Annotated in this window: 12 protein-coding genes; 9 read left to right on the top strand and 3 right to left on the bottom strand. The window is 72.3% G+C overall.

What is annotated here, in order from left to right:
- Positions 1-10 precede the first annotated feature (10 nt).
- Positions 11-718, bottom strand: coding sequence for an adenosylcobinamide amidohydrolase (locus tag ABZU52_RS01150; RefSeq protein ID WP_354969079.1), 708 nt, complete (start codon positions 716-718; stop codon positions 11-13).
- Between the two features lie 143 nt (positions 719-861).
- On the opposite strand from ABZU52_RS01150, the gene ABZU52_RS01145 reads away from it, so the two are divergent.
- The 9 genes from ABZU52_RS01145 (at position 862) to ABZU52_RS01105 (ending at position 12199) form a co-directional block, all read left to right on the top strand.
- On the top strand, positions 862-1539 hold the full coding sequence (locus ABZU52_RS01145) for a Crp/Fnr family transcriptional regulator (RefSeq protein WP_007466162.1): 678 nt from the start codon (positions 862-864) through the stop codon (positions 1537-1539).
- 110 nt (positions 1540-1649) lie between these two features.
- Positions 1650-2393: a metallophosphoesterase family protein gene (locus ABZU52_RS01140; RefSeq protein WP_354969078.1), complete on the top strand. Its 744-nt coding sequence runs from the start codon at positions 1650-1652 to the stop codon at positions 2391-2393.
- 562 nt (positions 2394-2955) lie between these two features.
- Positions 2956-3561: a TetR/AcrR family transcriptional regulator gene (locus tag ABZU52_RS01135; protein WP_091403316.1), complete on the top strand. Its 606-nt coding sequence runs from the start codon at positions 2956-2958 to the stop codon at positions 3559-3561.
- 37 nt (positions 3562-3598) lie between these two features.
- A complete protein-coding gene (locus tag ABZU52_RS01130; protein WP_354969077.1) occupies positions 3599-4396 on the top strand; it encodes a TIGR03084 family metal-binding protein in 798 nt (265 codons plus the stop codon).
- Positions 4393-6057 carry an acyclic terpene utilization AtuA family protein gene (locus tag ABZU52_RS01125; protein ID WP_354969076.1) on the top strand — a complete coding sequence of 555 codons (1665 nt, stop codon included), beginning with the start codon at positions 4393-4395 and terminating at the stop codon, positions 6055-6057. Before ABZU52_RS01130 ends, ABZU52_RS01125 begins: the two co-directional genes overlap by 4 nt.
- Entirely contained in the window at positions 6054-7250 is a 1197-nt protein-coding gene (locus ABZU52_RS01120; RefSeq protein WP_354969075.1) for an acyl-CoA dehydrogenase family protein, read from the top strand. Before ABZU52_RS01125 ends, ABZU52_RS01120 begins: the two co-directional genes overlap by 4 nt.
- A gap of 55 nt (positions 7251-7305) precedes the next feature.
- The gene (locus tag ABZU52_RS01115; RefSeq protein WP_354969074.1) at positions 7306-8907 is read left to right on the top strand and encodes a carboxyl transferase domain-containing protein; all 1602 of its coding nucleotides are present in this window, start codon (positions 7306-7308) and stop codon (positions 8905-8907) included.
- A 68-nt stretch (positions 8908-8975) separates the two neighbouring features.
- Complete coding sequence (locus ABZU52_RS01110; protein WP_354969073.1) at positions 8976-11039, top strand: biotin carboxylase N-terminal domain-containing protein; 2064 nt, start codon at positions 8976-8978, stop codon at positions 11037-11039.
- On the top strand, positions 11036-12199 hold the full coding sequence (locus ABZU52_RS01105; RefSeq protein ID WP_354969072.1) for an acyl-CoA dehydrogenase: 1164 nt from the start codon (positions 11036-11038) through the stop codon (positions 12197-12199). The genes ABZU52_RS01110 and ABZU52_RS01105 overlap by 4 nt, the downstream gene beginning before the upstream one ends.
- 149 nt (positions 12200-12348) lie before the next feature.
- On the opposite strand, the gene ABZU52_RS01100 is transcribed toward ABZU52_RS01105, so the two are convergent.
- Together ABZU52_RS01100 and ABZU52_RS01095 are read right to left on the bottom strand one after the other, a co-directional pair.
- A complete protein-coding gene (locus tag ABZU52_RS01100; RefSeq protein WP_354969071.1) occupies positions 12349-13563 on the bottom strand; it encodes a hypothetical protein in 1215 nt (404 codons plus the stop codon).
- Complete coding sequence (locus ABZU52_RS01095; RefSeq protein ID WP_354969070.1) at positions 13560-14501, bottom strand: transporter substrate-binding domain-containing protein; 942 nt, start codon at positions 14499-14501, stop codon at positions 13560-13562. Before ABZU52_RS01095 ends, ABZU52_RS01100 begins: the two co-directional genes overlap by 4 nt.
- Positions 14502-14581: the final 80 nt, after the last annotated feature.

Below are 14581 nucleotides of genomic sequence, written 5' to 3'. Positions count from 1 at the left end.
GCCCGCGACCTTACCGGTCGTCAAACGCGCCAACGACAGCCGATCGGGCGGACTTTGCGCCGTAGAGCTGCTCGGACCACGGCACGACCGGCCGGGCGCCACCGGCCAGCACCGCCGCGTGGACCGCCCGGGCGAGCGGCGCACCCCAGGTGGAGCGCGGGCCGCCGTACGCGGCCTCCGGCCCGTCCACCGGGCAGAGCACGGTGACCGCGTCGGTGGGCGTGCCGGTCCCCGGCAGCCCCAGCTCGGTGATCGCCTGGGTCTTCGCCTCGGTCGCGGTGGCCACCGCGTTGACCAGCGCCGAGTCGGCGAGCCGGGCCGGCACGTACACCACGATGTTGACCGTACCGACGCGCTGGGCGAGCGCGGCCGGCGTCGGCGCGGCCGCGGGCACCGGCGTGCCGAGCCCGACCGTCGCCCAGGCCCGCACCCCGGTGTCGGTCCGCGCCACCACCTCGGTCACGTCGACGCCGGTCAGCAGACCAACCCCGGGCCCGTCGAGGGCCAGCTCAGCGGCGAGCGAGGCCAGGTGCGCCGCGGGGTCATCCCGGTCGTACGACATCGGCACGGTCGCGTTCAGCACCCACCGCCGGACCCCGATGCCGCCGCCCACCGGGGCACTGCTGACTGCCCGCACTGGCGCGTCCGCGCGCCAGACAAGCAGCGGTACGTGCCGCCCGTCCTCGGGGCGGCTGGTCAGAATCGGCTCGCTCAGCACGTCGGGCAGGTTACGCCCACCGATCAAGATTCCAGGGGCGACCTCTGATTCATGCTCACGTGCGCCTAGACTTGGCGGCGCGCGAGGGGATCAGCGGACGGCGGCCCCGGCCGACGGACGGCACGCGCAACCGGAGGTGCGCAATGGACGAGGTACTGGCCCGCAGCGGGATCTTCCAGGGTGTTGACCCGGAAGCTGCCGAGGCGCTTGCCAAGGAGATGGAGACGATCGAGGTCCGCAAGGGCGAGATCGTCTTCAATGAGGGCGAGCCCGGTGACAGCCTCTACATCCTGCTGTCCGGGAAGATCAAGGTCGGTCGCCGCGCGGCGGACGGCCGGCAGAACCTGATCGCGGTGATGGGGCCGTCGGACATGGTCGGTGAGCTGTCGCTCTTCGACCCGGGTCCGCGTACGGCGACCGCCACCGCGGTGACCGACACCCGGCTGGTGCGGCTGCGTAAGCAGGCGCTGCGGCCGTGGCTCAACAACCGCCCGGAGATCGCCGAGCAGTTGCTCCGGGTGCTCGCCCGGCGGCTGCGCCGGACCAACGACTCGCTCGCCGACCTGATCTTCACGGACGTGCCGGGCCGGGTCGCCAAGAACCTGCTCCAGATGGCGGGCCGCTTCGGCACCCGCGACGGCGGCGTTCTGCGGGTGACCCACGACCTCACTCAGGAGGAGATCGCCCAGCTGGTCGGCGCCTCCCGGGAGACCGTCAACAAGGCGCTGGCCGACTTCGCCTCGCGCGGCTGGCTGCGGTTGGACGGCAAGAGCATCATCATCCTGGACCCGGAGCGCCTGGCCCGCCGCGCCCGCGTCTGAGACATCGGTACGTCCCCGCCTTCCGTCACCGACGGCAAGGCGGGGACGTCTTCGTCTGCCCGGCGCAGAATCGCTGGTTCGGGACGGCTGGCGGGGTGAAGGGTGGGCCCATGCTGAACCGCGTCGCCGTGTTGTCCGACATCCATGGCGTACTGCCCGCGCTGGAGGCCGTCCTGGCCGAGCCGGACGTCGCCGCCGCCGACCTCATCGTGCTGACCGGCGACATCGCGGCCGGCCCGCAGCCGGTCGAGGTGCTGGATCTGCTCGCCGACCTCGGTGACCGGGCCTCCTGGGTGGGCGGCAACTGCGAACGGGAGCTGGTCGAGGCCCGCGCGGGCCGTCCCGCCTCGATCGAGGTGTCGAACTGGGCCGCCGGCCAGCTCCGGGACGACCAGGTCACCCGGCTGGCCGCGCTGCCCGCGACCGTGACGCTGGAGATCGACGGCCTGGGCCCGACGCTGTTCTGCCACGCGACGCCCCGCGACGACGAGGAGATGGTGCTCGTCGACTCCCGGATGGGGCGCTGGACGGAGGTGTTCGCCGGCCTGCCGGCCGAGGTCCGCACGGTCGTCTGCGGCCACACCCACATGCCCTTCGCCCGGCTGGTCGACCGACGGCTGGTCGTCAACCCGGGCAGCATTGGCATGCCGTACGGGGGCGCGGGCGCGTGGTGGGCACTGCTCGGGCCGGGTGTCCAACTGCGCCGCACCGCCTTCGACGTGGACGCGGCCTGCGCCCGGGTGGCGACGGAGTCGGCCTTTCCCGACGCCGCCGCCTGGGCCGACGAGTACCTGCGCTCCCAGCACAGCGACGCCGACGCGCTGACCGCCTTCGGCCCCCGCGACGGCCGCTGAGCGACGGCTGCCGAAGGACGGCCGCTGAGCGACGGCTGCTGAGCGAGGTCGGGATACGCGCATCGGATCAGCGAGGGCGCGTCGGGCAAGGGGGAAGGTCCCTACTCGCTGCCTGTAGAGCTGCCCCAGATTTGGGGCGGCCCCGGTCAAGCGATCCCGGTCCGACCAACCCGTCCGGTCAACCTGCCCCGGCCAACCCGGTCGCTGCCATGTGCGGGCCCGGCACGTCGAGGCCGGCACGTCGAGGCCGGCACGTCGAGGCCGGCACGTCGAGGCCGGCACGTCGAGGCCGGCACGTCGAGGCCGGCACGTCGGGGCCGGCACGTCGGGGCCGGCACGTCGGGGCCGGCACGTCGAGGCCGGCACGCCCCATAGACGGGGCAGCTCTACAGGATCTGCCATGCACCTGTGCCGGTCGTTCCGGCCCGGTGCGTCCCGGCCCGGTGCGTCCCCGCCCGGTGCAAGTCTTCACTGACGGGCGAAGCCCACGCACCGCCGCCCACGCCAAGGCCCAGAAAAAGTCAGTCTTGACTGTTTGTTTCGTAGGCCGCAGGCTGTCCCCGTGCCCACCGCATCGACGCGCGTCCCTCAGCAGGAACGCAGCCGCGCCACTCAGGCCCGGCTGCTGGAGGCGACCGTCGACTGCCTGATCGAGCACGGCTGGTCCGGCACCACGACCACAGTCGTCGCGGCGCGGGCCGGTGTTTCGCGTGGGGCTCAGCTGCACCACTACCCAACGAAGGCGGCGCTGGTGACGGCCGCGGTGGCCCATCTGGCCGAGCGCCGGGCCGACGAGTTGCGCACCGAGGCCGAGGCGCTACCGGCCGGCCCGCAGCGGCTGGACCGGGTGGTCGACCTGCTCGCCGTGGCGTTCACCGGGCCGCTGTTCGTGGCCGCGCTCGAGCTCTGGGTGGCCGCCCGCACCGATCGCGAGCTCCGGGACGCCCTGGTGCCGCTCGAGGCGACGGTCGGGCGAGAGATGCACCGGCTCACCGTCGCGCTGCTCGGCGTCGACGAGCGTCGACCCGGCGTCCGTGAAGCGGTGCAGGCCACCCTCGACCTGCTCCGCGGGCTCGGGGTGGCCAACCTGCTCAGCGACGACTCCGCCCGCCGGGCCGCCCTGTTGACCACCTGGAAGCGCCAGCTCGCCACCCTGCTCACCCCCTGACCGCCGGCCGCACCGGCCACCACCGACCGGAGGCACCATGGTCGACCTCAGCGACCTGCTCACCGACCTGGCCGACGAGTCCGCCCAGCTGGACGCCCTGGTGGCACCTCTGCCGGCGGTCGACTGGGCGAGGCCGACCCCCGCACCGGGCTGGAGCATCGGGCATCAGATCGCCCACCTCGCCTGGACCGACCACGTCGCGCTGTTGGCCGCGACCGATCCCGAGGCGTTCTACGCGACGGTGACCGCCGCGCCGGACGTGACCCGACTCGTCGACGTGGGCGCCGAGGAATTCCTCGCCCCGCCGGCCGAACTGCTCGCCCGCTGGCGGGCCGGCCGAACCGCGCTTCTCCACGCGCTGGCCGCCGTTCCGGCCGGCGGCAAGCTGCCCTGGTACGGCACCCGAATGTCGGCCCCGTCGATGGCCACCGCCCGGATCATGGAGACCTGGGCGCACGGCGCGGACGTGGCGGACGCCCTCGACGTGGTCCGCCCCGACAGCCAACGACTTCGGCACGTGGCGCACCTGGGCGTGCGTACCCTCGGGCACGGCTTCGTCGCGCACGGCCGGGAGGCACCGACGGCGCCGGTCCGGGTTGAGCTGGTCGGGCCCGGCGGCGACACATGGAGCTGGGGTCCGGCGGACGCCGCCGACCGGGTCACCGGCCCGGCTCGGGATTTCTGCCAGCTTGTCACCCAGCGCCGACACCGCGCGGACCTCGCGCTGGTCGCCACCGGGCCGGTTGCCGACGAGTGGCTCGACGTGGCGCAGGCCTTCGCCGGGCCGCCGGGTGACGGCCGGAAGCCGGCCGCCGGGAACGGGGTACGGGCATGATCCGCATCGGCAACGCCTCCGGCTTCTACGGCGACCGGTTCACCGCCTGGCGGGAGATGCTCGATGGCGGTGAGCTGGATGTGCTGACCGGCGACTACCTGGCCGAGTTGACCATGCTGATCCTGGCTCGCGACCGTCTGCGCGACAGCGACCTGGGCTACGCGAAGACGTTCCTGCGGCAACTGGAGACCTGCCTCGGCACCGCCCTCGACCGAGGGGTACGGATCGTGACCAACGCCGGCGGGTTGAACCCGGCCGGCCTTGCCGCCGCCATCGAGAAGCTCGCCCACCGGCTCGGCCTGCCGGCCCAGGTCGGCCACGTCGAGGGCGACACGATCCAGCGGGCGGACGCGTTGAGCGCCAACGCCTACCTCGGCGCGTTCGGGATCGCCGCCTGCCTCGACGCCGGTGCGGACGTGGTGGTCACCGGCCGGGTCACCGACGCGTCGCTGGTGGTCGGCCCGGCCATCGCCCGGTACGGGTGGGGCCGCGACGACCTCGACGAGCTGGCCGGGGCCACCGTCGCCGGGCACCTCGTCGAGTGCGGCGCACAGGTCACCGGTGGCAACTTCAGCTTCTTCACCGAGCTGCCCGACGGCGGTCACCGGCCCGGATTCCCGATCGTCGAAGTGCACTCCGACGGCTCATCCGTGCTGACCAAGCATCCGGGCACCGGCGGCGCGGTCACCGTGGAGACGGTCACCGCCCAACTGCTCTACGAGATCGGCGGGCCGTCCTACCTCGGGCCGGACGTGGTCACCCGACTGGACACGGTGACGCTGCACTCCGACGGGCCGGATCGGGTCCGGGTCTCCGGCGTACGGGGCACACCGCCACCGCCCACCCTCAAGGTGGGCGTCAACAACCTCGGCGGCTTCCGCAACTCGATGACGTTCGTCCTCTGCGGTCTGCACATCGAGGCGAAGGCGGCACTGGTCCGGGCGCAGATCGAGGAGGCGGTGGGCAAGGACGGGCTGGAGTTCACGCTGGCCCGGACCGACCATCCGGATGCCGCCGACACCGAGGCGGCCAGCGCCCTGCTGCACGTACACCTGCGCGACGGTGACAAGGCGCGGGCCGGGCGGGCCTTCTCGGCCGCCGCCGTGGAACTGGCCCTGGCCTCGTACCCGGGCTGCACGCTGACCACAGTGCCCGGCGACGCGACACCGTACGGCGTGTTCACCGCCGACACGGTGCCGCAGGACGCGGTGGGGCACGTCGCGGTGCTACCCGGCGGCGAGCGGGTGCCGATCGCCCCGCCGATCCGCACCGCCCGCACAGTGCAGGACGAGACCACCCCGGGCGGCGGCACGGCCGTCGACGGTCCGACCCGGCGCGGGGCGCTCGGCGAGGTGGCCGGCGCGCGATCCGGGGACAAGGGCGGAGACGCCAACCTCGGTGTCTGGGCGCGTTCCGACGCCGGGTACGCGTGGCTGCGGAGCTGGCTTACCGTCGAGCGACTGGCCGAGCTGCTGCCGGAGACCGCGCCGCTGACCGTGCGGCGCTACGAGTTGCCGAACCTGCGCGCCGTCAACTTCGTGATCGAGGGCCTGCTCGGGGCGGGGGTGGCCGCGTCCACCCGGTTCGACCCACAGGCCAAGGCGCTCGGCGAGCTGCTGCGCGCCCGAATCGTCGACCTACCTACCGGGGAAGCGCCATGACCATTGTGGACACTCCCGAGCGGCGGCAACTGCGCGAGTTGACCCGGGCGTTCGTGACCCGGGAGGTGTTGCCGCACCTGGACGACTGGGAGCGGGCCGGGGAGGTGCCCCGGGCGCTGCACGCGACCGCCGCGAAGCTCGGCCTGCTCGGCATCGGTTTCCCGGAGTCGGTCGGTGGCAGCGGCGGTGACCTGCTCGACTCGATCATCGTGACCGAGGAGCTGATCCGCTCCGGCGGCTCGTCCGGGCTGGTGGCGGCCCTGTTCACGCACGGTATCGCGTTGCCGCACATGGTCGCGGCGGCCGGTGCCCGCACCGGTGGGTCGCTGGGCGGTCGGCTCGGCGGCGTCTCGTCGCCGGGCGACGACAGCCTGATCGAGCGGTACGTCCGGCCCACCCTGTCCGGCACGATGATCGGCGCGCTGGCCATCACCGAGCCGGACGGCGGTTCGGACGTGGCCGGCATCCGCACGACCGCCCGCCGCGACGGCGACCACTACGTGGTGAACGGGTCGAAGACGTACATCACCAGCGGGCACCGGGCCGACTTCGTGACCACTGCGGTGTGTACCGACTTCCCCGGCAGCGGTGAACTCACCCTGCTGGTCATCGACAAGGGGTCGCCCGGGTTCACCGTGGGACGCCGGTTGGAGAAGCTGGGCTGGCACTGCTCGGACACCGCCGAGCTGTCCTTCGTCGACGTACGGGTACCGGTCGCCAACCGGATCGGCGCGGAGAACACCGGTTTCCTGGCGATCATGCAGCACTTCGCGGCGGAACGGCTGTCGCTGGCGACCCAGGCGTACGCGACGGCGCAGCGCTGCGTCGAGTTGGCGGTGCGCTGGTGCCGGGACCGGGAGACCTTCGGGCGTCCGCTGGCCAGCCGGCAGCTGATCCGGCACCGGTTGGCCCAGATGCACACCCGGGCCGAGGCGGCCCGGTCGTACGTGCACGAGGTGGCCATCCGGGTGGCGGCGGGCGAGCCGGTGGTGACCGAGGTGGCGATGGCCAAGAACGTCGCGGTAGCCGCCTGCGACCAGGTCGTGGACCAGGCGTTGCAACTGCACGGCGGCTTCGGCTACCTGCGCGACGCCGAGGTGGAGCGGCACTACCGCGACGCGCGGATCCTCGGCATCGGCGGCGGCACCACCGAGATCATGAACGAGATCATCGCGAAAGGCATGGGCCTGTGAGCGCGAGGAGTGAGCCGGGTTTGCGAGCCCCGCAGTCGCGAACGAAGGAGGCACGGTGACGATCCTGGACAGCGCGGTCGACCCGGCCGCACCGGGTTACGTGGAAAACCGGGCGGCGTTGCTGGAGCGGTTGACCGAGTTGGACGCCGCGCTGGACCAGGCGCGGGCGGGTGGCGGCGAGAAGTACGTGACCCGGCACCACGCCCGCGGCAAGTTGCTGCCCCGGGAGCGGATCGAGCTGCTGGTGGACGCCGACAGCCCGTTCCTGGAGTTGTCGCCGGTCGCCGGGTACGGCTCGGACTTCCCGGTCGGGGCCAGCGTGGTCACCGGCATCGGGGTGGTCGAGGGCGTGGAGTGCCTGATCGTCGCCAACGACCCGACGGTACGCGGCGGCGCGGTCAACCCGTGGTCGCTGGCGAAGACCCGGCGGGCCGGCGAGATCGCCCTGGCCAACCGGCTGCCCATGGTCAACCTGGTCGAGTCGGCCGGGGCGGACCTGCCCACCCAGGCAGAGATCTTCATTCCGGGTGGTCGGGTGTTCCGTGATCTCACCCGGCTCTCGGCGGCGGGCATCCCCACGGTCAGCGTGGTCTTCGGCAACGCGACGGCCGGTGGCGCGTACGTGCCGGGGATGTCCGATCACGTGATCATGATTCGGAACCGGTCGCAGGTCTACCTGGCCGGTCCGCCGCTGGTGAAGATGGCGACCGGCGAGGTCACCGACGACGAGTCGCTGGGTGGCGCGGCGATGCACGCCGGCACGTCCGGGCTGGCCGACTATCTGGCCGCCGACGAGCGGGACGGCATCCGGCTGGCCCGGCAGTGCGTACGCCGGTTGAACTGGCGCAAGCAGGGCCCGTCGCCGCGGACGGCGGTGCCGCAGCCGCCGAAGTACGACCCGGAGGAGCTGCTCGGCATCGCCAGCGCCGACCTGAAGGTGCCGTTCGACCCCCGGGAGGTGCTGGCCCGGGTCCTGGACGGCAGCGACTTCGACGAGTTCAAGCCGGCGTACGGGGACGCGCTGGTCACCGGTTGGGGCGAGCTGCACGGGTACCCGGTGGGGGTGCTGGCCAACGCCCGAGGGGTGCTGTTCAGCGCGGAGGCGCAGAAGGCGGCCCAGTTCATCCAGCTCGCGAACGCCTCGGACACCCCGTTGATCTTCTTGCAGAACACCACCGGCTACATGGTCGGCACCGAGTACGAGCAGCGCGGCATCATCAAGCACGGCGCACTGATGATCAACGCGGTGTCGAACTCGACGGTGCCGCACCTGACGGTGAACCTGGGCGCCTCGTACGGGGCCGGCAACTACGGCATGTGCGGCCGGGCGTACGAACCGAGGTTCCTGTTCACCTGGCCGAACGCGAAGTCGGCGGTGATGGGGCCGGCGCAGCTCGCCGGGGTGCTGTCCATCGTGGCCCGGCAGGCCGCTGCCGCCCGGGGGCGCGACTACGACGAGGATTCCGACGCGGCGATGCGGATGATGGTCGAGCAGCAGATCGAGTCGCAGTCCGGCGCGCTCTTCCTCTCCGGCCGGCTCTACGACGACGGGGTGATCGACCCCCGGGACACCCGGACCGTCCTCGGGCTCTGCCTCTCGGCGATTCACAACGGACCGGTGAAGGGCGCCGACGGCTTCGGCGTCTTCCGGATGTAGACCGTGAGCGCGAGGAACGCAGCGAAGCGGAGTCCCGCAGTCGCGAACGAAAGGCAGGCTCACCGCCAATGATCAACCGACTGCTCGTGGCCAACCGGGGCGAGATCGCCCGTCGGGTCTTCGCCACCTGCCGAGCGATGGGCGTGCAGACCGTCGCCGTGCACTCGGACCCGGACGCCGACGCGCCGTTCGTCGCCGAGGCCGACCAGGCGGTCCGGCTGCCGGGCGCCACGCCGGCCGAGACGTACCTGCGGGTGGATCTCATCCTGGACGCGGCCCGGCGCAGCGGCGCGGACGCCGTCCACCCGGGTTACGGGTTCCTCGCCGAGAACGCCGAGTTCGCGGCGGCGGTGACTGACGCCGGCCTGACCTGGGTCGGGCCGCCGGCCAAGGTGATCGCCGCGATGGGCGACAAGCTGGCAGCGAAGGCGCTGCTCGCCGAGGCGGGCGTGCCGATGCTGCCGAGCTGGACCGACGCCGGCCAGGTCACCGACTTCCCGGTGCTGGTCAAGGCGTCGGCCGGCGGTGGTGGCCGGGGCATGCGGATCGTGCGCGACGCCGACGAACTGGCCGAGGCCGTCGCCAGCGCCAGCCGGGAGGCGGCCGCCGCGTTCGGCGACGGCACTGTCTTCATCGAGCGGTACGTCGAGCGGGGTCGCCACGTCGAGGTGCAGATCTTCGGTGACGCGCACGGCCGGGTGGTGGCCCTCGGTGATCGGGAGTGTTCGATCCAGCGGCGACACCAGAAGATCGTCGAGGAGGCGCCGGCGGTCGTTCCCGAGGGGGTGCGGACGGCGTTGCACGAGGCGGCGGTAGCCGCCGGGCGCGCGGTCGACTACCTGGGCGCGGGCACTGTGGAGTTCCTGCTCGCTCCGGGCGGCGAGTTCTTCTTCCTGGAGATGAACACCCGGCTCCAGGTCGAGCACCCGGTCACCGAGTTGTGCACAGGTCTGGACCTGGTGGGGTGGCAACTGCTCATCGCCGAGGGTGAGCCGCTGCCGGCGGTCCTGCCGGCGAGCGGCGGGCACGCGATCGAGGTACGCCTCTGCGCCGAGGACGCGGCGGCGGGTTGGCGGCCGGCCACCGGGACGCTGCACCGGTTCAGCGTTGGCGCGGTGGCGAGCGAGTTCGGTGGGCTGGCCGGGTCGGGTCTGCGACTCGACTCGGGTGTGGTGGCCGGCTCGGTGGTCGGGGTGCACTACGACTCGATGCTCGCGAAGCTGATCGTCTGGGGTCGTACCCGCGCCGAGGCGTCCCGGCTGCTGGCCAGCGCGCTGTTCCGGGCCGAGTTGCACGGGGTGACCACCAACCGGGACCTGCTGGTCCGGGTGCTGCGCAGCCCCGCGTTCGCCGCCGTGGAGATCGACACCGGCTTCCTGGATCGGCACCCGGAGGTCTTCGACCCGCTGCTCCCCAACGACCAGGTCCCGCTCACCGCTCTCGCCGCCGCGCTGGCGGCTGCCGCGCACCGACGGGCGACCGCACCTGTGCTTTCCGGCCTCCCCTCCGGCTGGCGCAACGTGCCGGCCGTTCCGCAGGTCACCCGCTTCGCCGGCCCGGACGGTGAGATCGAGGTCCGCTACCGGCTCGACCGCACCGGCCGGCTCGCCGAGTGGTCCGCCGAGCACGACGCCGACGAGCGCCACTCCACCGGCCAACCCGGTGCCGTTGATGACCGCGCCGAGCGGCCGGCCGTCGAGTTGGTCGAGGCCACCCCGGACCGGGTGGTGCTCGACGTCGACGGGGTTCGGCGCGGGTACCGCGTACACCGGGTGGGGTCGGCTGTCTTCGTGGACGGCCCGGACGGGGCGGCGAGCCTGGTCGAGCTGCCGCGCCTCCCGCTGCCCACCACGGCGGTGGCGGCCGGGTCGCTGCTCGCGCCGCTGCCCGGCGTGGTGACTCGGGTGCACGTCGAGGTCGGTCAGCGGGTCTCGGCCGGCGATCCGCTGCTCACGCTGGAAGCGATGAAGCTGGAACATCCCGTGCTCGCCCCGATCGACGGCGTGGTCGCCGAGCTGCCGGTGCCGACCGGCGGTCAGGTGCAGACCGGCGCCGTGTTGGCCGTTGTCGACGACTCGACTGCGCCGCGGCACGACCTGGAGCCGTCGAACCCCGAGGAGGACCCCCGATGACCTTCGACCTCACCCCCGAGCAGGACCAGCTCCGCGACGCCGTGCGGGCGTTGGGCCGTCGCTACGGTCACTCCTACTTCGTCGAGAAGGCGAAATCGGGGGAACACACCACCGAGCTGTGGGCCGAGGCGGGACGGCTCGGCTACCTGGGGGTCAACATCCCCACCGAGTACGGCGGCGGAGGCGGCGGCATCACCGAGCTGGCCATCGTCTGTGAGGAGCTGGCCGCCGCGGGTTGCCCGCTGCTGCTGCTGGTGGTCTCGCCCGCCATCGCGGCGACCGTGCTCAACCGGCACGGCACCGAGGAGCAGCGCAAGCGGCACCTTCCCGGCCTCGCCGACGGCTCGCAGAAGATCGTCTTCGCGATCACCGAGCCGGAGGCCGGTTCCAACTTCCACCGGCTCGGCACGGTGGCCCGGCGCGACGGCGACGACTGGGTGCTGAACGGCCGCAAGTGCTACATCTCCGGGGTCGACGAGGCCGGTCATGTGCTGGTGGTGGCCCGTACCGAGGATTCCTCCACCGGCAAGCTGAAGCCGGCGCTGTTCCTGGTGCCGACCGACGCCGCCGGGCTTACCTGGTCCAAGCTGGACATGGAGATCGTGTCCCCGGAGAACCAGTTCCTGCTCTACCTGGACGACGTGCGGGTGCCCGCAGACGCGCTGCTCGGTGAGTCGCTGGACGCCGGGCTGCCGGCGCTCTTCGCCGGGCTCAACCCGGAGCGGATCACGGTGGCCGCGATGGGCGCCGGCACCGGCCGGTACGCCATCGAGCGGGCCAGTGAGTACACCGCCACCCGCAAGGTCTGGGGTGGTCGGAGCATCGGCTCCCACCAGGGGGTGTCGCATCCGCTGGCGCACGCGGCGGTGCAGGTGGAGCTGGCCCGCCTCATGATCCAGAAGGCGGCCACCCTGTACGACGCGGGCCGCGACCTGGAGGCCGGCGTGTCCGGCAACATGGCCAAGTACGCGGCCGGGGAGGCCGCCGCGCTCGCCGTGGACACCGCCGTCCAGGTGCTCGGCGGGGCCGGCATGACCACCGAGTACGGGGTGGCGACCCTGCTCGGCGCGGTCCGGGCCGGCCGGATCGCCCCGGTCAGCCGGGAGATGATCCTCAACTTCGTGGCCCAACACGTCCTCGGCCAGGACAAGTCGTACTGACGCCCGGCCCGCCGGCCCGCCTGCCGCGCTCGGGCCGCGCTCCATGATCGACTCGGCTTTCTTGATTCCGGGGTGTTCGAGGGCCAGCAATACCCCGATTTCCTGAAATCCGAGTCGATCAGGTGCAGGCGAGGTGCCGGTGACGGCGCTCAGGCCGGGGTACGGCAGGCGGCGTCGATGCGGTGGACCGGTCGGACCCGACGACCCATGCCCTCCAACAGTGAGTCCTCGACGTGAAAGTCGTGAATGCGCAGTTGGTGGCGGGGTAGCTCCTCCTCGCTCGGGCAGAGCACCTGCGCGCGGACCAGCCCGACCGGGACGTACCGGACGCCGCCCTTCTCCTGAAGGATCACCATGTTGACGTCGTCGGTGGTGACCACGTGCCCGCGTACGTCCTCGGTGGGCCCACTCTCCGGGCCAACAGTGGTGACGGTCAGCGGCAACACCGGTGTGCTGATCACCGGCACCGCGGCCCAGACCAGGGTGGCCAGCACCGCCACCTCGGTCACCGACGCCAGCGGCCGGATCACCATGCCCGGCAGCGGCCCCGCGATGAACAGAGCCAGCAGCGGAGGCACCACGATGAGCGCCAGCACCAGCGACTCATCGCCCTGCTGCACCGCCGCGCGAAGGGTCGGCAGCATCAGCCAGCCGTACCCGGCGAGCAGCGCGCCGATCAGCAGCAGCCGGGGCACGACCCGGTCGTGCAGCCGCCCGGGGCGCAGCTGGAACGCGGCCACGAACGCCGGCAACAGCAGCGGAAGGTAGAGCAACGGCCAGGTGATCAGGGCGAGCAGGAAGCTCGCCAGCACCACCCAGGCCGGGGTGATGTCGGCCCAGCGGGCGAAGAGCGGGCGGCGCCGGCTGCCCGGCGGAAGTCGATCCGCGCTGACGGCCAGCACCGCGCCGAGCGCGAAGACGGCCACCAGGCCGGCGGAGAGCAGCCGGGCCGCCGTGGTCAGGAAACCGGCGAGCAGGTTGACCGGCCCGACGTTGGCCACCAGCAGCAGCGTGGTCTGGAGCTCCCCGCCGGCCTCCACACCGAGGCGGAGCACCGAGAAGATCGCCGGTACGCCCACCAAGGCCGTCCAGAACGACTGGCTGGCCCGAGCGCGCCTCTCGGCCGGATCCCAGCGGACCCGACCGGGCTCGACGTCGGCGACGACCGGCGCGGTCGGTTCGGCGACCGGCACGCCGGCTGGCCAGGCGACGTCACCTCCCGCGTCGGCCGCCGGGCCGACCAGGACCGGCGGCGCTGGGGCCGTACCGTCGAATGTCGGCGAGTCGGCGGCGGCGCCGGACGCGGACGTGCGGGGCGGCGGGACCGGCCCGTCGCCACCGGTGGCGGTCGACGTCGTGCTCACTTCGCGGGCGCCTTGTCGTCGAAGTCGACGAGCTTCGGCACCTCCAGCGGCTGCGGCTGGCGCTTCTCGGCCTTCAGCCACGGGCCCAGGGTCCGGTTGTACGCGGTCTGCCAGGGGCTCGCGTCGCCGTCCCGGCCCTGTTCGTAGCTCTTCTGCAGAAAATAAGCGACCAGGTCGCGCAGCGCAGGGTCGCCGATCGGCACGCCGATGCCCAGCAACTCGCTGGTGCCGAACGGCATGTCCACGATCTCGAACTCCTTGGGGAAACTGGCCAGGAAACCGGCAAGGATCGACTCGTCGGAGCTGACCGCGTCGTACCGGCCCTTACGGATGCCGTCGACGCAGTCCCCGACGTCCTTGACCACGAATGTCCTGACCTGGTGCTTCTCCAACTCCGCCTCGGTGGTGGAGCCGCCGCTGGTGCAGACCTTGTACGCCGGGTCGCGCAGATCCTCAATGGTGCGGACCTTGTCCTTCAGCCGGACCGGCACCATCACCTCCTGCGTGGTGACGAAGTACGGCCCGGCGAAGCTGACCAGCTTCTTACGGTCCTCCGTGATGGAAAAGCTGGACACCACGAGGTCGACGGTGCCGCCCTGCAGCGACGGGATGCGGTCCTCGGTCGCGACCGACACGAACTCCAGCCGCTGGTCCCCCTCGTAGCCGAGGGAGGCCGCGATGTACCGGGCGATCTCGACGTCGAACCCGACGTGCTGGCCGTTCCGCAGCTCCCCCATCAGCGGCTCGTTGGTGGCGACCCCGATCCGAAGCTTCGACTGACCGTAGATGTGTGTCTCGCGCATCTTCTCCTGCACGGAGGGCAGGGCCGGCTCCTCCCGGCTGTCGCAGCCGGCGGCGGCGGCGAGCACGAGAGTGAGAGCGACCGCCAGCGTCGACGCGATCGAGCGGAGCCGGGACGACGAACTGCCTGAGTTCATGGCGACCTCGCTGCCGGAAGAGCCTGCGGGACACCGAGAGTAGCCGTTCTTGTCCAACCCGTGTGGGTGCTGTGGGCCAC

Origin of the sequence: Micromonospora sp. NPDC005220, from assembly GCF_040607895.1 — a bacterium.
Taxonomy (GTDB): domain Bacteria; phylum Actinomycetota; class Actinomycetes; order Mycobacteriales; family Micromonosporaceae; genus Micromonospora.
The sequence above is the reverse complement of the archived record's forward strand: the minus strand, read 5'-3'. Positions and strand labels throughout refer to the sequence as shown.